The sequence below is a fragment of the Actinomycetospora sp. CA-053990 genome (assembly GCF_050948445.1).
Classification (GTDB): Bacteria; Actinomycetota; Actinomycetes; order Mycobacteriales; family Pseudonocardiaceae; genus Actinomycetospora; species Actinomycetospora callitridis.
The window spans coordinates 1,254,044-1,271,151 of the sequence record NZ_CP192043.1 but is presented as its reverse complement, the minus strand read 5'-3'; the positions used below and the strand labels follow the sequence as shown (position 1 = coordinate 1,271,151).

18 protein-coding genes are annotated in these 17,108 nt (G+C 74.7%); 8 read left to right on the top strand and 10 right to left on the bottom strand.

Annotated elements, in window-relative coordinates:
* Nucleotides 1-6: 6 nt before the first annotated feature.
* Together ACQPYN_RS06575 and ACQPYN_RS06570 are read right to left on the bottom strand one after the other, a co-directional pair.
* Nucleotides 7-765 (bottom strand): FAD-binding oxidoreductase, encoded by a 759-nt coding sequence (locus tag ACQPYN_RS06575; RefSeq protein WP_433034826.1) that lies wholly within the window; start codon nucleotides 763-765, stop codon nucleotides 7-9.
* Nucleotides 740-1,351 carry a sulfite oxidase-like oxidoreductase gene (locus tag ACQPYN_RS06570; RefSeq protein ID WP_433034823.1) on the bottom strand — a complete coding sequence of 204 codons (612 nt, stop codon included), beginning with the start codon at nucleotides 1,349-1,351 and terminating at the stop codon, nucleotides 740-742. The genes ACQPYN_RS06575 and ACQPYN_RS06570 overlap by 26 nt, the downstream gene beginning before the upstream one ends.
* A gap of 231 nt (nucleotides 1,352-1,582) precedes the next feature.
* Between ACQPYN_RS06570 and ACQPYN_RS06565 the strand changes: the two genes are divergently transcribed.
* From ACQPYN_RS06565 to ACQPYN_RS06555, 3 genes are read left to right on the top strand one after another with little or no spacing between them, the layout of a single operon-like run.
* Complete coding sequence (locus tag ACQPYN_RS06565) at nucleotides 1,583-1,993, top strand: GlcG/HbpS family heme-binding protein (protein WP_433034820.1); 411 nt, start codon at nucleotides 1,583-1,585, stop codon at nucleotides 1,991-1,993.
* A 59-nt stretch (nucleotides 1,994-2,052) separates the two neighbouring features.
* Complete coding sequence (locus ACQPYN_RS06560) at nucleotides 2,053-3,099, top strand: LLM class flavin-dependent oxidoreductase (protein WP_433034817.1); 1,047 nt, start codon at nucleotides 2,053-2,055, stop codon at nucleotides 3,097-3,099.
* Nucleotides 3,100-4,803: an AMP-binding protein gene (locus tag ACQPYN_RS06555; protein WP_433034814.1), complete on the top strand. Its 1,704-nt coding sequence runs from the start codon at nucleotides 3,100-3,102 to the stop codon at nucleotides 4,801-4,803.
* Here ACQPYN_RS06555 and ACQPYN_RS06550 read toward each other — a convergent pair.
* From ACQPYN_RS06550 to ACQPYN_RS06540, 3 genes are all read right to left on the bottom strand, one after another.
* Nucleotides 4,791-5,927, bottom strand: a complete 1,137-nt coding sequence (locus ACQPYN_RS06550) for an acyl-CoA dehydrogenase family protein (protein ID WP_433034811.1) — start codon at nucleotides 5,925-5,927, stop codon at nucleotides 4,791-4,793. The genes ACQPYN_RS06555 and ACQPYN_RS06550 overlap by 13 nt on opposite strands.
* Nucleotides 5,928-5,949: 22 nt before the next feature.
* Entirely contained in the window at nucleotides 5,950-6,630 is a 681-nt protein-coding gene (locus ACQPYN_RS06545) for a GntR family transcriptional regulator (protein WP_433034808.1), read from the bottom strand.
* A 150-nt stretch (nucleotides 6,631-6,780) separates the two neighbouring features.
* Nucleotides 6,781-7,995: a PucR family transcriptional regulator gene (locus ACQPYN_RS06540; protein ID WP_433034805.1), complete on the bottom strand. Its 1,215-nt coding sequence runs from the start codon at nucleotides 7,993-7,995 to the stop codon at nucleotides 6,781-6,783.
* A gap of 98 nt (nucleotides 7,996-8,093) precedes the next feature.
* On the opposite strand from ACQPYN_RS06540, the gene ACQPYN_RS06535 reads away from it, so the two are divergent.
* From ACQPYN_RS06535 to ACQPYN_RS06525, 3 genes are read left to right on the top strand one after another with little or no spacing between them, the layout of a single operon-like run.
* Nucleotides 8,094-9,434 carry an MFS transporter gene (locus ACQPYN_RS06535; protein WP_433034802.1) on the top strand — a complete coding sequence of 447 codons (1,341 nt, stop codon included), beginning with the start codon at nucleotides 8,094-8,096 and terminating at the stop codon, nucleotides 9,432-9,434.
* Between the two features lie 26 nt (nucleotides 9,435-9,460).
* Entirely contained in the window at nucleotides 9,461-10,996 is a 1,536-nt protein-coding gene (locus ACQPYN_RS06530) for an acyl-CoA thioesterase/BAAT N-terminal domain-containing protein (RefSeq protein WP_433034799.1), read from the top strand.
* Nucleotides 10,996-11,430 (top strand): acyl-CoA thioester hydrolase/BAAT C-terminal domain-containing protein, encoded by a 435-nt coding sequence (locus ACQPYN_RS06525; RefSeq protein WP_433034796.1) that lies wholly within the window; start codon nucleotides 10,996-10,998, stop codon nucleotides 11,428-11,430. The genes ACQPYN_RS06530 and ACQPYN_RS06525 overlap by 1 nt, the downstream gene beginning before the upstream one ends.
* Here ACQPYN_RS06525 and ACQPYN_RS06520 read toward each other — a convergent pair.
* Nucleotides 11,422-12,318, bottom strand: coding sequence for a GntR family transcriptional regulator (locus ACQPYN_RS06520; RefSeq protein WP_433034793.1), 897 nt, complete (start codon nucleotides 12,316-12,318; stop codon nucleotides 11,422-11,424). The two genes, ACQPYN_RS06525 and ACQPYN_RS06520, sit on opposite strands and share 9 nt — an antisense overlap.
* Before the next feature lie 90 nt (nucleotides 12,319-12,408).
* Between ACQPYN_RS06520 and ACQPYN_RS06515 the strand changes: the two genes are divergently transcribed.
* The gene (locus ACQPYN_RS06515; protein ID WP_433034790.1) at nucleotides 12,409-13,569 is read left to right on the top strand and encodes an FAD-dependent monooxygenase; all 1,161 of its coding nucleotides are present in this window, start codon (nucleotides 12,409-12,411) and stop codon (nucleotides 13,567-13,569) included.
* A 23-nt stretch (nucleotides 13,570-13,592) separates the two neighbouring features.
* Here the strand turns inward: ACQPYN_RS06515 and ACQPYN_RS06510 are convergent, their stop codons facing one another.
* Entirely contained in the window at nucleotides 13,593-14,207 is a 615-nt protein-coding gene (locus ACQPYN_RS06510; protein WP_433034787.1) for a hypothetical protein, read from the bottom strand.
* Between the two features lies 1 nt (nucleotide 14,208).
* The gene (locus ACQPYN_RS06505) at nucleotides 14,209-14,721 is read right to left on the bottom strand and encodes a hypothetical protein (RefSeq protein ID WP_433034784.1); all 513 of its coding nucleotides are present in this window, start codon (nucleotides 14,719-14,721) and stop codon (nucleotides 14,209-14,211) included.
* 143 nt (nucleotides 14,722-14,864) lie between these two features.
* Between ACQPYN_RS06505 and ACQPYN_RS06500 the strand changes: the two genes are divergently transcribed.
* On the top strand, nucleotides 14,865-15,152 hold the full coding sequence (locus ACQPYN_RS06500) for a hypothetical protein (RefSeq protein WP_433034781.1): 288 nt from the start codon (nucleotides 14,865-14,867) through the stop codon (nucleotides 15,150-15,152).
* A gap of 4 nt (nucleotides 15,153-15,156) precedes the next feature.
* Here ACQPYN_RS06500 and ACQPYN_RS06495 read toward each other — a convergent pair whose 3' ends face one another.
* Nucleotides 15,157-16,191, bottom strand: a complete 1,035-nt coding sequence (locus ACQPYN_RS06495) for a 5-methyltetrahydropteroyltriglutamate--homocysteine methyltransferase (RefSeq protein WP_433034778.1) — start codon at nucleotides 16,189-16,191, stop codon at nucleotides 15,157-15,159.
* 22 nt (nucleotides 16,192-16,213) lie between these two features.
* A complete protein-coding gene (locus tag ACQPYN_RS06490; protein WP_433034775.1) occupies nucleotides 16,214-17,092 on the bottom strand; it encodes a dioxygenase in 879 nt (292 codons plus the stop codon).
* Nucleotides 17,093-17,108 lie beyond the last annotated feature (16 nt).

Sequence of the window (17,108 nt, the reverse complement as noted above, 5' to 3'; positions counted from 1 at the left end):
GCGGAGCTATCCCGTGGGGCCGAAGCGCTCCACGCGGATGCTCCCCTCGGGCTGGCCGGCGTCGACGAGCAGGGTCTCCATCGCGCCGGTGAAGCGCGCGGAGCCGCACAGGTAGACCGTGGCCGCCGGGTCGACCAGCTCGGCGATCGCCGCCGCGTCGAGGCGTCCGGCGTGCTCGCCCGGCTCGCGGGTGAGCGCGATCCGGGCGCCGGCGGCCTCGAGCTCGTCGGCGTAGGGCAGGCGCGCGCGGGTGGTGGCGCTGACCGCGAGCCGCAGCCGCTCCGGGTGCCCCAGGTCGGTGGCGTTCCGCAGCATTCCGACCAGCGGGGCCACGCCGCTGCCGCCGCCGATCGCGACGGCGGGGGTGCGCCCGCGCCAGACGAACCAGCGCCCGATCGGGCCGCGGACCTCGAGCTCGTCGCCGGGCTCGACGACGTCGGCGAGGTAGCCGGACACCTCGCCGTCCTCAATGCGCTCGACGAACAGCTCCACGAGGTCGTCGCCCGGGGCGGACGCGACCGAGTACGAGCGCTGCGCGGTGTAGCCGTCGGGGGCGCGCAGACGCACCACGTAGTGCTGGCCCGGGAGGTGCTGCACGCGCTCGGGCACGGCCAGGCGCAGGACCACCGCGTCGACGGCCGGGTGCGCGACCTCGACGACCCGCGCGTCGCGCCACTTCGCGGCCGCGCGCCGGTCGTTCGGCCCGCCCGCGTGGTCCTCGGGCGCGCCGAACTGGTCCTCAGTCCCCGTCGAAGCGCTGCTCACGCCAGGGATCGCCTCGCTCGTGATAGCCGTTCACCTCCCAGAAACCGGGCTCGTCGTGGTCCAGCAACGTGATCTTCGAGATCCACTTCGCGGACTTCCAGAAGTACAGGTGCGGCACCAGCATCCGCACCGGACCCCCGTGCTCCCGGGACAACGGCTTGCCCTCGTGCTCCCACACCAGCCACGCCTTGCCGCCGGTCACGTCCGCGATCGGGAGATTGGTCGTGTAACCGGTCGTCGAGGTCTCCACGATGAACGTCGCCTCCGGACGCACCCCCACCGCGGCGAACAAGGTGTCCACCGAGATCCCCGTGAAGTTCGTGTCCAGCTTCGACCACGTCGTCACACAGTGGATGTCCCCGGCGTACACCGACGGCGGCAACAACCGCAGCTCTCTGAGCGTCCACGTCGTCGGGGTGTCCACCAGGCCGTCGACGGTGACGCTCCACTTGTCGGCGTCCACCCGCGGCGTGGCCTCGGCGGTCAGCACCGGCCACCCCGCCCCGACGTCGTACTGCCCCGGCGGCAGACGCGGATCGCGCTCCTTGCGCCGCCCCAGGAAACCGCGCGTGGTCGCCACGATCATCACTCCGTCTCACGTGCGTTCCGGCCAGGACGGGCCACGTCGCCCGGCGTCGACACTAGCCAGTCCGGAGCCCTCGGAGGTTCCCGCGAACGGCCCAGCGCGGGCGTGACCCCGGCGACGCGCCGTACTGGACGCGTCCCTCCGGCAGGGACCACGATGAGTTCCGGGCCCCGAGGCGAGGCGGCGTCGACCGATCGACGTGCCCGTCCGCGGCCCGCCGGGAGGACCGACATGCGCTCGATCGAGACCGTGACCCTGGACGACGCCCGCCGCGTGATCGCGGCAGGCGAGGAGGAGGCGGCGCGGCAGGGCCAACCGGTGAACATCGCGGTCGTCGACGTGGGCGGCGTCCTCGTGGCCCACATCCGGCAGGACCAGGCCTGGATCGGCAGCGTCGACGTCGCGATCAACAAGGCGTTCAGCGCCCGGGCGTTCGACGTCTCGACCCAGGGGCTCAGCGAGAACGCCCAGCCCGGCGGCCAGTTCTACGGCATCCAGGACTCGAACCACGGCCGCGTCATGATCTTCGCGGGCGGCGTCCCGCTCATGTCCGGCGACGCCGTCGTCGGCGCCGTGGGCGTCAGCGGCGGCACCGGCGAGCAGGACCAGGCCGTGGCCACCGCCGCGGCCGCCGCGCTCTAGGGGGAACATCCCGGGCTCCGCGACGTTGATCTGGGTGCCGCGTCCCGGGAGGAACCGCCATGCCCACACCCGACGTCCCGCTCGAGAAGCTGGGCTTCCTCACCCTCGGCCTGTTCGACGGGGACGACCCCGGTCCCGGCATGGAGAGCACGCTCGAGGTCATCGAGCTCGGCGACCAGCTCGGGTTCGACAGCGCCTACCTGCGCCACCGCCACTTCCAGACCGGCATCTCCTCGCCGATCGCGATCATGGCCGCCGCGTCGCAGCGCACGACGCGGATCGCGATGGGCACCGCCGTCACACCGCTGGGCTGGGAGAACCCGCTGCGGATGGCCGAGGACCTCGCGACCGTCGACATCCTGTCCGGCGGTCGCCTGGAGCCCGGCTTCAGCGTCGGGCCGCCGATCCACTGGGACGACGTCAAGGGCGCACTCTACCCCGACACCGCGGACCTCGAGGACCTCTCCTACGAGCGTGTGGCGCGGCTGCTGCGGATGGTCCGCGGCGAGCCGGTGAGCACGTTCTCGGGCACCCAGGGCTTCGAGGAGTTCTCGGCCCGGGTCGAGCCGCACTCCCCCGGGCTCGGCGACCGCATCTGGTACGGCGCGGGCAGCAAGCGCTCGACGCAGTGGGCCGCCGAGCAGGGTCTGAACCTGCTCACCAGCAACATCATCAAGCCCGAGGACAGCGACCTCGAGACCGACGGGAAGTGGGACTTCGCGGCGATCCAGCAGCGTCAGATCGCGCTGTTCAAGGCGCACCACCCTGCCGGCGAGTCCGCGCGGGTGTCGCAGGGCCTGGTCGTGATCCCCACCGACTCGGCCACCGCCGAGCAGCGCGCGAAGTACGAGGCCTTCGTCGAGAAGCGCACCCCGCGCACCGCGGCGCCGCTGGGCCCGCCGGGGCCGGGACTGCTCGCGGCACCCGACGTCCTCGGCACGTCCGAGGAGGTCGCCGAGAAGCTGTACGCCGACCCGGCGTTCCGCGAGGTGCGCGAGGTCGTCTTCGCGCTGCCGTTCACGTTCGAGCACTCCGACTACGTCCAGATCCTCACCGACATGGCCACCAAGCTGGGGCCGGCGCTGGGGTGGAAGGCCGCCGCGTAGATGACCGACCACGCCGAGCGCTCCGGCCTGGGCCCGGTGCTCGCGGAGCTCACCGCGCCGGGCGGGGAGTTCGCGATGGTCCCCGCGACCGTCGACGGCGTCCCGATGCGCGTCCACGAGCGCGGCCCGCACACGCTGCGGGAGCTCTACCTGACGTCGCCGGCCCCGGACGACCGCGTGTTCACCGTCTACGGCGACGAGCGCCGCACCTACGGCGAGCACCGGCGCTCGGTGGCGGGGCTCGCCGCGTGGCTGGTCGACGAGCAGGGGCTTCGCCCGGGCGACCGGGTGGCGATCGCGATGCGCAACGTGCCCGAGTGGACGGTGGCGTTCTGGGCGGCGATGGTCGCCGGCCTCGTCGCCGTGCCGTTGAACGCCTGGTGGACCGGCGACCAGCTCGCCGGGGCGCTCGAGCACGCCGGCGCGCGGGTGCTGGTCGCCGATCCGGAGCGGGTCACCGCGCTCGCGGACCACGCGGACCTCCCGCCGATCGTGCGGGTGCGGGGCGAGGGCCCGGCCCCGGCCGGCGTGGTGGCGTGGGAGGACGTCGTGCGCCCGTCCGACCAGGCGCCGCCCGCGGTGGACGTCGCGCCGGACGACACCGCGACGCTGATCTACACGTCCGGCACCACGGGCCGGCCGAAGGGCGTCGTCAGCAGCCACCGCAACCACGTGACGAACGCGCTGAACGTCGCGTGCCTCGGCCGTGCCGTCGCGCTGGCCGCCGCCCGGCGGGGCGATGCGGTGACCCCGCCCGCGCGCCCCGGCACGCTGTTGGCCTACCCGATGTTCCACATCGCCGGGCTCAACGGCCTCTACGGCGCCGTGCTGTCCGGGGCGACGCTCGCCCTGATGCACCACTGGGACCCCGAGGAGGCGCTGCGCCTCATCGCCTCCGAGCAGCTGACCACCGCGTCCGGCGTGCCCGCGGTGCTGCGCGACGTCGTCGAGCTGGCCGTCGACCACCCGCGCGAGACGGCCTCGCTCACCCGCATCGCCATGGGCGGCGCCCCGATCCCCCCGCCCCTGGTGGCGCGGGTGGCCACGGAGCTCGCGGGACGGGCGTCGGCGGCCAACGGGTACGGCGCCACCGAGACCACCTCGGCGGTCTGCGCCAACACCGGCGCCGACTACGCCGCGCACCCCGACAGCGTCGGCCGCCCGGTCCCCGGCGCGGAGCTGCGGGTCGTCGATCCGGCCACGGGCACCGAGGTGCCCGACGGCGTGGTGGGCGAGCTGTGCTTCCGCGGCCCCCAGATCATGCGCGGCTACTGGCGCGACCCCGAGGCCACCGCGGCCGTGCTGCGCGACGGGTGGCTGTCCTCCGGCGACCTCGGGCTACGCCGCGAGGGGTGGGTGTTCGTCGTCGACCGCGCGAAGGACGTCATCGTGCGCGGCGGGGAGAACGTCTACTGCGGCGAGGTCGAGGCCGCGCTGCTCGCGCAGCCGGGCGTGCACGAGGCCGCCGTCGTCGGGATCCCGCACCCGCGCCTCGGCGAGGACGTGGCCGCCGTGCTCGTCGTCGCTCCCGGCAGCGCGCCCGACACCGGCGCGCTGCAGGAGGCCCTGGGCCGGACGCTGCCCTCGTTCGCCGTGCCCCGCACGGTGATCTGGCGCGGGGACCCGCTGCCCCGCACCGCGACCGGCAAGGTCCTCAAGGACACCCTGCGCAACGAGCTGGCGGAGCCCCCTCAGAGTCCGTAGGACTTGCCGATGATGTCGCGCTGGATCTCGCTCGTGCCGCCGTACACGGTCGAGACGACGCTCTGGCGCAGCAGGCGCTCCATGCCGTACTCGGTGGCGTAGCCGTAGCCGCCGAGCATCTGCATGCCCTCGAGCGAGAGGTGCTTGGCCAGCTCGGTGGCCTTGAGCTTGGCCATCGACGCCTCGCGCGGGAACAGCGCGCCCGGGTTCGCGTCGATGGTGCGCGCGGTGTCGTGCACCAGCAGCTTCGTGGCCGCGAGCTCGGTGGCGTTGTCGGCGATGCGGTGGCGCATGGCCTGGAAGCTGCCGACCGGCCGGCCGAACTGGTGGCGCTCCTTGACGTAGGCGACGGTGTCGTCGAACGCGCGGCGCGCGAGCCCGAGCATCAGCCCGGCGAGGATCATGCGCTCGAGGTTGAGCCCGGCCATGAGCTGGCGCCAGCCCTGCCCCTCGGTGCCCACGACGGCGTCGGCGGGCAGGTGGCAGTCGGTGAAGTAGAGGTCGTTGACCTCCTTGCCGCCCATCGTCTCGATGCCGTGCATCTCGAGCCCGTCGGCGTCGGTCGGCACCATGAACATCGTCAGGCCGTCGTGCTTGCCTCCCTCGGTGGACGTGCGCGCCACCAGCAGGATGTGCTTCGAGATGTGGGCGTTGGAGCACCACGTCTTCTGGCCGTTGACCACCCAGCCGTTCTCGGTCTTCTCGGCCTTGCAGGTCAGGCCGCCGACGTCGGACCCGGCGCCCGGCTCGGACATCGAGATCGCCAGCAGCTCCCCGTTGATCACGTCGCCGAGCAGCTGCTGCTTCTGCTCCTCGGAGCCGCTGCGCTCCAGCGCGGCCGCGGTGATGATCGTCGTGCCGAAGCCGCCGATGGGGATCTGGTGGTACGAGGTCTCCTCGAGGAAGACGAGCAGGTCGGTCATCGACCCGCCGGAGCCGCCGTACGCCTCGGGCAGCGCGATGCCGAGCCAGCCCTGGTCGGCCATCTTGCGATAGACCTCCATCGAGTGCGGGCCCTCGGCGGTCAGCTCGTCGCGACGTGCCTTGTCGGGCACCTCGCGGCGGGCGAACTCGCCGATCGCGTTCGCGAAGTCCTGCTGTTCCTCGGTCAGGGTGACGGGCATCGTCGGCCTCCTGTGGTGTCGGTCAGGTCGTGGTCTCGTCCCAGAAGCCCACGGCCTCCAGGTGGGCGACGAGCAGGTCGCGGCCGTCGAGGACGTGGCCCTCCATCGCCGCGCGGGCGGTGTCGGGGTCGCCCGCGGCGAGCGCGTCGAGCAGGGTGCGGTGCGCCGCGACGGTGGCGGTGCGCCAGGCGCGCCGGTCGGTGTAGAAGCGCGGGGGCAGGTAGTGCGCGGCGCGCCCGACGAGCCAGGCGAGCTTGCGGGCACCGGAGGCGCGGTTGAGCGCGGCGTGGAAGCGGCGCTCGGCCTGGGCGAGGTCGCCCGGATCGCCGGCCTCGATGAGCGCGTCGACCTCCGCGGCGCGCGCCCGCAGCCCCGCGAGGCCCTCGGCGTCGAGCGCGTTCGCGGCGCGGGCCGCGAGCTCGCCGGTGATGCGGGCCTGGACCGCGAACAGGTCGGCGACGTCGCCGAGATCCAGCGGCGCGACCACGAACCCGCGCCGGGGCAGGGCGCGCACCATGTCGTCGGCGCGCAGGGCCTGCAGCGCCTCGCGCACGGGCGTGGGGCTGACGCCGAGCTCGACGGCCAGGCGATCGGGGCGCAGGAAGGTGCCGGGGCGCAGGTCGCCGGCGAGGATCCGCTCGCGGAGCTGCAGCTCCACGCGCTCGGGCAGCGCCGGGGCGTCGCCGAGCAGGCCGGTGTCCACGAGGGCGACCATATCCTATGGGATTTGTCGCGACGAGGGTTCGCTTCGGCTCGACGACCCTGCGCCGGTGATCACGAGCACCTGACACACCCGTCATGGCCTCCCGAGGTGCACCACGTGCCCGTGATCGCCCGGAACAGGCAGGCCGGATCAGCCCGGCTCGTCCGCCGCGACGAGGGCGAGGCCGAGGAGCAGGCGGTCGCGGGCGGCGGCGACGCGGCGGCCGGTGAGCGCCTCGATCCGCGCGAGCCGGTACATGACCGTGTTGCGGTGGCAGTACAGGGCGGACGCGGCGTGCGAGGGCGAGCCGTCGGCGTCGAGGACGGCGCGCAGGGTGGCGAGCAGCGTGGCGCGCTCGGGCGCGGGCAGGTCGAGCAGGTCGCCCAGGGCGGCGCGGCGAAGCCGGGGCACGAGGTCCGGCGCCTCGCCCAGCAGGGCCTCGGGCAGCCGCTCGTCGAGCCCGGCGACGGCACCGGCGCCCGGCGGGAGCGTCCGGGCCGCGAGGCGCGCCCACCGGTGGGCGATGTCGAGCTCGCCGAGCCCGCGCACCACCGGGGACACGCCCACCGGGCCGTGGGCGCGCCGGCGCAGCGCCGCGAGCACCGCGGGGATCGCCGCCGACGCGTCCTCGGGCGGCACGATCACGCCGACCACCTCGGCGGCGCGGGCGTGCCAGATCGAGGTCGCGACGCCGGTGAGGGCCTCGGCGGGCGCGGGCAGCGGGTCGTCGTCGGCGTCGGCGACGGGCGCGACGACGCAGAGGATCTCGGCGTCCTCGGCCACGTCGAGCACCCGGGCGGCGTCCCGGGCCGCGCCGGGCTCGCGGCCGCGCCCGGCGAGCAGGCCCTCGAGCACCGCCCAGCGCCGGCCCAGCTCGAGGCCGCGCAGCCGCGTCTCCTCGCGCCGGTAGGCGTCGACGAGACGGTCGGAGCTCGCGTCGAGGATGCGCCACACGTCGTCGGCGACCACCAACAGCGCCGCGTCGTGCGCCCCGGCGAACCGCTCCTGCGACACCGCCCGCATCCGCTCCCAGACCAGCCGCCCGCACTGGCGGTAGGCGCGCAGCACGACCTCGAGCGGCACGCCCTGGCGCGCTCGGCGCCGCCCGGTGTCGACGGTGAGGGCGGCCGCGTCGACGTCGACGGGCAGGTCGCCGGCGAGCTGGGTGAGCAGCCGCTCGAGGCTCGCCCGGCAGGTCGCGCGCAGGTCGTCGCGCACCGGGACACCGAGCACCCCGTAGACGTCCTCGCGCTCGAGGATCCGCCGGGTGAGCCGGTCGGCGAGGCCGTCGACGTCCTCCAGCAGCGCGCGGCACAGCACGGTGAGCGTCTCCCGGGCGGCGTCCGGGCGGGCGGGAGCGGCCATCGCGGCAGCATGCCGTGCTACGGGCTGTGCGGTCCACGTCACATCTTGTGCACCGCGCCCATTCCGTCCGGGCCGGGGCCGGACGAGGCTCGATGCCCATGACCGCAACGGGCGTGGGTCGGGGTGAGGTGCGCCGGACGTCGCTGGTGAGCCTGCTCGGGTCGACCATCGAGTGGTACGACTTCTTCATCTACGGGACCGCCGCCGCGCTGGTCCTCAACACCGCGTTCTTCCCGAGCGTCGACCCGTTCCTCGGCACGCTCGCGGCGTTCAGCTCCTTCGCGGTCGGGTTCATCGCCCGGCCGATCGGCGGGATCATCTGGGGCCACTTCGGCGACCGCATCGGGCGCAAGAAGGCGCTGGTCTCGGCGTTGTTCCTCATGGGGGCGTCGACGACGCTGGTGGGGCTGCTGCCCAGCTACGCGACGATCGGCGTCGCCGCGCCGGTGCTGCTGTTCGTCCTGCGCATCCTGCAGGGGCTCGCCGTGGGCGGGCAGTGGGGCGGCGCGGTCCTCATCGCCACCGAGTACGCCCCGCCGGACCGCAAGGGCTTCTACGGCAGCTTCCCGCAGCTCGGCGTGCCGATCGCCGTCATCCTCTCGAACGGGATCTTCCTCGGCCTCGAGGCCGGTCTCGGCGAGGAGGCGTTCGAGTCCTGGGGCTGGCGCGTCCCGTTCCTCCTGTCGATCCTGCTGATCGGCGTCGCCCTCTACGCGCAGCTGCGCCTGGAGGACACCCCGGCGTTCAAGCAGGTCCAGGCGGAGGGCGGGGCGAAGAAGCGCTCGCCGATCCTCGAGGTGCTGCGCTCGCACCCGCGTCAGGTCCTGCTCGCGGCGGGCTCGTTCATCGCGGTCAACGGTGGCTTCTACATCTACATCGTCTACGCGCTGTCCTACGGCACGAAGGTCCTCGGCCTCCCCGAGTCCACGATGCTCGTCGGCATCCTCGGGTCCAGCGCCGTCAACCTCGCGCTCATCCCGCTCTTCGCCCTGCTGTCCGACCGGGTGGGCCGACGGCCGGTCTACCTGGCGGGGGCGATCGGGACGGTGCTCGTCGCCTTCCCGGTCTTCTGGCTCATCGACACCAGGTCGACCTTCCTGATCTTCGTCGGCCTGCTGCTCGGCGGGATCGCGAACTCGGCCATGTACGGGCCGCAGGCGGCACTGTTCGCCGAGCTGTTCAGCGCCGAGGTCCGCTACTCCGGCGCCTCGCTGGGCTACCAGATCGGCGCGGTGCTGGGCGGCGGGCTCGCGCCGCTGATCGCCGTGGCGCTGTACCAGGCCACCGGCACCTCGGCGTCGGTCTCGGCCTACCTGCTCGTGATGGGCCTGATCACCGCCGTGTGCGCGTGGTTGCTGCACGAGACGCACCGGCCGGGGGCCAGGTCGGGCGCCGGCTCGTCCGATCGGGCGGCGGGGACCACCGACTCTCGGTCCTGAGCGGGCGCGGGCCCGATCATCCGGGCATGGCCTTCGTCGTCGGCTTCCTGCCCTGGATCGTCTACTGGGTCCTCGTCGGCAACGTCCCCTTCCAGCTCGCGGTGCTGGTGGCCGTGCCCGTCTCCGGACTGGCGCTGCTGGTCGGGCGCCTGCGGCACCTCCCCGGCCGGACGCTCGACACCGGCACGCTCGTGGTCTTCGTCGTCCTCGCCGTGCTCGCGTTCGTGGTCCCGGACGACGTGCTCGAGCGGTGGCTGCAGCCGCTGGGCAACGCCGGGCTGCTGGCGGTCGTGCTCGCGGGCCTCGCCGTCGGGCGCCCGTTCGTCCTGGACTACGCGACGCCGACCGTCGACGCCGTCACCGCCCGCACCGACGGCTTCCGCGCGATCACCACGGCGATGACCTGGCTGTGGGCCGGCCTGTTCGCGCTGATGACGCTGCTCTCGGCGATCCCCCCGATCGTCGACGGGTCGGCCACCATGCTGGACGCGAACGACACCCTGTCGATCCTCTGCTACTGGGTGGCGCCGTTCGTGCTGCTCGGGCTGGGCGGCACGGTCTCGGGGGCGTTCCCGCCGTGGTTCGCGTCCCGGTCGGCGGAGATCGACGCCCGCTCCGCCGGCGACCCGGCGCCCGTGGCCCAGGGCGCCCCGCCGCCCGACGCGTCCGACGGCCTGGAGATCGACCTCGCCGCCGGCCAGCGCCACGACGAGCCGTTCGACCTCGTCGTCCGCGGCGCCGACGGGCCCGTCGAGCTCGAGGTCGAGGGCACCGACCTCGTCGGCCGCACCTGGCGCTCCCGCGCGACGCTGCCCGCAGGCCCCGACGGCGTCGTGGACGCGGGCCGGGTCACCCCGACCGGCGGCGACTGGGACGTCGCCGACGGCGACGCCCCGATCTGGGCGATGCGCTGCGTCGGCGTGCCCGAGGCCTCGTCGGGCGGCGGGGACCCCACGCCGTCGCTGTTCATCCCGCCCGCCGAGCCGTGGCAGGTCACGGTGCGGGCCCACTCGGGTGGACGCTCCGCGACGCGCACCGTCCGGCGGCACACGGCCGGTCCCGGCGTGCGGATCGAGACCGTGCACCTCGGGGGCCGCGTCGCCCACCTCGCGCTCCCCGCCGACGCGACCGCCGGCGACCGGCTGGCCGCGGTCGCGTGCTTCGGCGGCTCCGAGGGCGGGTCGGACACCCAGCTCGGGCTCGCGACGGCGCTGGCCTCGCGCGGCCTGGTCGCGCTCGCGGCCTCGTGGATCACCGAGGAGGACGCCGCGACGGCGGTCCGGGAGGTGCCGCTGGAACGGTTCGCGGAGGCGTTCGACCTCCTCGCAGGCCACGCCGCGGTCGACCCGACGCGGGTGGGCGCGACGGCGATCTCGCGCGGCTCCGAGGGGTCCTCGCCGCCGCGGTCGCGGGGCTCGTCCACCCGACCGCGCTGGTGCTCGTCAGCCCGAGCAGCGTCACCTGGCAGGCGATCGGCGGCGGTGGCGAGGTGCCCGGCGCCCCGTCCTGGACGCTGCGCGGCGCCCCGCTGCCGTGGCAGCCCCTCCCGAGCGGGGTGCTGATGACGCAGCTCGTGCGCAACGCGCTCCGCGTCCGCCGCGACGTCGCGGCGCACCGGCCGACCCTGCTGCGACTGCGCCCGGCCTACGAGGCGGGCCTCGCGCGGGGCACGAGCGACGCGGCCGCCCTCGCGGCCGAGGAGGTCCCCTGTCCCCTGCTCGTCCTCACCGGCGACGACGACGCGCTCTGGCCGTCCGGCCCGATGGCGCAGACCCTGCTGGCGCGCCGCGCCCGCGTCGACGACCAGCACCACGCCTTCCCCGGCGCCGGGCACCTGATCCGGTGCGCGCTGCTGCCCACCGAGGCGCCGTGGAGCGGGGGCATCGCGTTCGGCGGCACCCGGCCCGGACTGGCGGCCGCCCAGAGGGAGGCGACGGACCTGGTGACCGCGTTCCTCGTCCAGTACACCGGCGTGACGAGCAGCCCGTCACGCTGACCGCGCGGCGATCCCGTCGAGCAGGACGCGCAAGCCGGCGTCGAAGATCCTCGAGAGCTCGTAGGGGTAGTCGCCGACGCGTCGCAGGGCGGGCCCCCCGTGGCGACGCAGGGCCTCCTGCACCCCGCGGTCCCGGGCCGCCCACGTGTCGGCGTCGAGCCCCGTGTCGGCCTCGGCGTCCCGCTCGGCGGCGAGGTCGACGGCCATGCCGCGCACGTAGCTGGTCAGGGCGACGTGCAGGTCGAAGCGCTCGACAGGGTCCGCCACGACCTCCTCGAGCGCGGCGAGCTCGTGGTCGGCGAGCGCGAGCAGCGACGGGAGCGCCTGCGGCCGGCTCAGCGAGAGCACGCGCGCCACCCAGGGATGGCGCCGGTGGACCCGCCACTGGGTCCGCGCCGCGGCCTCGAGCCGGGCGCGCCAGTCACCCCGGGGAGGCGGCAGCGGGGCCTCCGCGAAGGCGGCCTCGATCATGTGCACGACCAGCTCGTCCTTGCTGCGCACGAGCCGGTAGAGCGACATCGTCGGCACCCCGACCTCGCTCGCCAGCCGGCGCATCGAGAGTCCCGCGAGGCCGTCCGCGTCGGCCATCGCCACCGCGTCCGCGACGAGGCGATCGAGGTCGGGCCCTCGCGACGACACCGCGGCGGGCTCCGGCTCGCGGGGCGCCACGACCGAGCCGACGCGCGGCACGGTGCGCACCCAGCCCTCGTCACGCAGCTGTGTCAGGGCGCGCGCGGCGGTGGCGCTCGCGACGCCGTGCTCGGCGACGAGCGCGCGCGTCGAGGGCACCGGGTCGCCGGGCGCGAGCTCGCCGGCGGCGATGCGGGCCCGCAGCGCCGCGGCGATGCGCGCGGACGGGAGATCACCGGAGGGGAGGTCGCCGCCCATCGCTGTCCCACCTGTCCCAGCACAGTGGCACCGGCCTCGCCGCCCACCAGGTCATCGTCTGTCCGTACACCGTACCGACAGGAGGACCCGATGACCGACGTACTCGTCTCCGGCGGCGGCGTGGCCGGCGCCACGACGGCGTGGTGGCTGCGGTACCACGGCCTGACCCCCGTGGTCGTCGAGGCCGCGCCGGCCCCCCGCGGGGGTGGGCAGGCCGTGGACCTGCGGGGACCCGCACTCACCGTCGCGGAGCGCATGGGCGTCGCCGACGCGCTGCGCGCGGCCCGCACCGACATGCGCGGCATGTCGATCGTCGACGAGGACGGCACCGAGCTGACGCACACCACCGACCTCACCCTCACCGGCGGCCCGGTCGACGGACCCGACGTCGAGATCCTGCGTGACGACCTCGTCGACGTCCTCGAGGCGTCCCTGGCCGGCATCGAGGTCCGGTACGGCGACCGCGTCGTCGCCCTCGACCCGGCACCCGGCGGTCGCGTCACGGCCCGGTTCGCGACCGGTGACGCGCGCGAGGTCGACGTCGTGGTGGGCGCGGACGGGCAGTTCTCCGGCATCCGGCGCCTGGCCTTCGGCGCGGACGACGACGGGCGGCTCGTGCCGCTCGGCCAGCACCTCGCGGTCTTCACGCTGCCCAACACGTTCGGCCTCGACCGCTGGCAGGTGTTCCTGCAGCGCCCCGACGCGATGGTCGGGGTCTACACGGCACGGGCGAACGCGGAGGTACGCGCCGTCATGGGCTTCTCCGACCCCGACGTCGTCTACGACCACCGCGACCTCGACGCCCAGCGCCGGCTCGTCGCGGAGGCGTTCACCGGCGGCGGCTGGTGGATCCCCGACCTGCTCGAGGGGATGGCGGGCGCGCCGGACTTCTACCTCACGCCCATGACCCAGGTGCGGATGCCGTCGTGGTCGACGACGACGCCCGGCCCGGTCGCGCTCGTGGGGGACGCGGGCTACTGCGCCACCGCGGTGTCGGGGCAGGGCACGAGCCTCGCGATGGTCGGCGGCTACGTGCTCGCGGGCGAGCTCGCGCGCGCAGGCGGCGACCACGCCGCGGGGTTCGCCGCCTACGAGGCACGGATGCGCGGGTTCGTCGCCGCCAACCAGGAGCTGGCGCTGGTCAACGCCGCGCGTGTCCGGGAGATGAGCGGGGCGACCGAGGCCGTCGAGGGCTTCGACGAGCACTGGGTGGCCTCGGCCGCCACCGCCATCGACCTGCCGGACTACTGACGGGCCGACGGGGCCCGCCGCCGTCAGCGCCGGCGGCGCGCCTCGTCGGCGGCCTCGGCCAGCTCGAGGGCCTCGGCCTTGCGCTCCGCCGCCTCGCGCTCGGCGGCCACGGCCTCGGACTCCTCGGCCACCCGCGTGCGGTGGGCCTCCTGCGCGTGCTCGTCGGCGCGCTCCTGCGCCTTCTGCTCGTCGCGCCGGGCCTGCTCCTTGCGCTTCTCCTCGCGCTCCTCGGCCTCCTGCGCGCGCTGTCGGCGCTCCTCCTCCAGCTGCTGCTTCTGCTCCTGCGCCTGGTCCCGGACCTGCTCGCGCGCCTGCTGGTCCTCCTCGCGCCGGCGCTGCAACCGGTCGTCGGCGACCTCGCGTCGCGCGTCCGCCGCGCGGTCCCGCTCCGCGGCCTCGGTCCGCTGCTGCACCCGGGCCTCCTTCACGTGACCCTGCGCAGCCAGCTCCGGGTCCCCGAGCAGCGAGCCCAACAGCCCGCGCACCGTCGCCTCGACGCTGTCGAAGGCGAGCGTCGGACCCCATTCACGGTTGTTGCCGTTCCCGGTCACCTGCGCGAGCAGGTCGACCGGCACGCGCGCCGCGCCGAAGCCCAGCGACACGATCGTCCGCGGCACCGCGGCCACCGGATTGGTCATCTCAGGACTCCTCCTTCTCGACACTCTCGAGCGCGGCCGCGTCGCGACGGGCCTGCTCGGCTCGCACTTCCTCGTCCTGCGCGCGCTCCTCGGCGGCGACGCGTTCGTGCACGGCGTCCACCTCGTCGCGCCGCAGGTCCTGCTCGCGGGCCTGCGCGACCTGCTCGGTGGCCTGCCGGCGCACCGCGGTGTCCCGGGCGGCCTGCTGCTGCTCGGCCTGCCGGTCCTGCTCCGCGCGCTCCTCGCGCGCGGCGGCGGCGTCCTCGGCCGCCAGGCGCTCGCGCTCGACGCGGAGCTCCTCCTCGCGGGCGGTGGCCTCGGCCTCCTCGCGCTTCTGCGCGGCGAACTCGTCGGCGCGCTTGGCCTCCTTCGCCGCGTCCGCCTTCTCCTGCTGGAGCTCACCCTCGGCGCGCAGGTCCTGGTTGTCGCTGATCGCTCCGGCCGCCTGCTTGGCGGCGCCGGCGATGCGCTGACCCGCGCGGGTCGCCTTGGTGGACTCGCTGGGGTCGGCCATGGGCTTCCTCCTGCTCGAACGACGCCAACGGCGCTGACGAGCGGTGGTACCCACTGGGCCGAGAGGTCGATCCCCCGGCCCGTCCGGATCGCGGCGTCCGGGGATCGCGGCGTACGGCGACGGCGGGACGGGCACGCTGCGGGATGACGACAGCACCCCTCGCGGCCCGCGAGCCGACGGTTCCCGACCCCGCACAGGTCCGCCGGAGCGGCCCCGACGGCGTCACCCTCCGGCTGCCGCTGCTGGGCCCGATCGAGATGTCGCGTCCCGAGCTCGCCTATGTCGGAGGGATCGCCGGGCTCACGACCCTGGGCCTCCTCGAGTGGCCGATCGCCCTGGTCATCGCGGGCGGCCACGTCCTCGCGGCCGACCGCAGCAGCCGGGCGATCCGCGACCTCGGTGACGCGATGACCCGACGAACGAGGGCCTGACCGTCTACGCGAGCTCCGCGCGCAGCAGCGCCGCCCCGGCGGCGAGCGCGCGCATCTTGCCCTCGGCCGCGTCGCGCGGCAGGTACTTCAGCCCGCAGTCGGGGGCGAGGACGACCTGCTCCGGCGGGAGCAGCTCGAGGGCGCGACGGGCGCGGCCGGCGACGGTCTCGGCCGTCTCGACCGCCGGGTCGGACAGGTCGAGCACCCCGAGGATGATCGTCTTGTCGGTGAGGTCGCGCAGCACCCCGAGGTCGAGCCCGGACTGCGCGGTCTCGATGGAGATCTGCTGGACCGGGCTGCCCGCGAGCTCGGGCAGGAACGAGTACCCCTCGGGCCGCTCGTGGATGATCGCGGCGTAGCCGAAGCAGATGTGCACGGCCGTCGTGCCGGTGACGCCGTCGAGCGCGGCGTCGAGCGCCGCCAGCCCGTAGGCCCGCGCGGCCTCGGGACGGGCCTGCATGTACGGCTCGTCGATCTGCACGACGTCGGCCCCGGCGGCGAAGAGGTCGCGGACCTCGGCGTTCACCACCGCGGCGTAGGCCATCGCCGCGGCCTCCGGGTCGCCGTAGTGGTCGTCCTGGGCCTGCTGGGACATCGTGAACGGCCCGGGCACGGTCATCTTGATCGTGTGGTCGGTCGCCGCGCGCAGGAAGCGCAGGTCGTCGACCTGGATCGGCCGGGGCCGCGCGATCGGGCCGGTGATGCGCGGGACCGGGTTCGGGTGCCCGCTGCGGTCCAGCGCGCTGCCCGGGTTGTCGACGTCGACGCCGTCGAGGGCCGTCGCGAAGTGGTTCGAGTAGCTCTCGCGACGGATCTCGCCGTCGGTGAGGACGTCCAGCCCCGCGTCCTCCTGCGCCGTGATCGCCAGGAGCGTGGCGTCGTCCTGGGCCTGCGCGAGGAACTCCGGGGCGACCCGCCACAGCTCCTTGGCCCGCACCCGGGGCGGGAAGCGCCCCGCGAGCTTGGCGCGGTCGATGAGCCAGTCGGGCTGGGCGTAGCTGCCGACCAACGACGTCGGCAGCAGGGGCAGGGTCGGCACGGGGGCTCCTCGGGGGTGTCGGTCAGGCGGCCGGCTGCAGCACGAAGTCGTACGCGGCCTCGCACCACGGGACGTCGCTGTGCCCGCCGTCGGGCGTCGGGCCCGGCTCGCGCTCGGTGAAGGTCACGACCAGCTCGCGCTTCACGCCGAAGACGACGTCGCTGTCGAGGTACTGCGCGCCCTCGCGGAAGAGGTGCGTGATCAGCGGCTCGAAGCCGGGCACGTTGAGCAGGAAGTGCACGTGGGCGGGCCGGTAGTGGCTGATGTCGGTCTTCGAGATGAGGGTGCCGACCGGCCCGTCCATGGGGATCGCGTAGCCGAGCGGGGCGATCGTGCGGACGCAGTACGTGCCGTCCTCGCGGGCGGTGTACTTCCCGCGCAGGCGCGCCTCGTCGACGTCGAGCTGCGACTCGTAGGCGCCGTCGGAGTCCGCCTGCCAGACGTCGAGCACCGCGCCGGGGATCGGCCCGCCGTCGAGCGAGCGCACCGTGCCGTGGACGTAGAGCGGGGTGCCGGGCAGGCCCTCGGACATGTCCGCGCCGTAGCCCAGCTCCGGCGAGCCCTCGATGTGGAACGGCCCGAGCACGGTGGCGGGCGTCGCGCCCTCGGCGAAGCGGTGGTTCTGCTGCACGACCAGCATCGACAGGCCCAGCACGTCCGAGGTGAGGATGAACTCCTCGCGCTTGTCGTCGCTGATCTGCCCGACGTCGGTGAGCCAACGCACCGCCGCCATCCACTCGGCCTCGGTCAGCCGGGTCTCGCGCGCGAACGCGTGGAGGTGGCGGACGAGCGCACTCATCAGCTCCGCCGTGCGCGGGTCGTGCGCCGTGCCCCACCGGGCGGCGGCGAGGTCGGTGATCGTGTCCTCGGTGACGACAGTAGGAGTGACCGGGTGCGCCATCGCGCCCTCCTGGTGG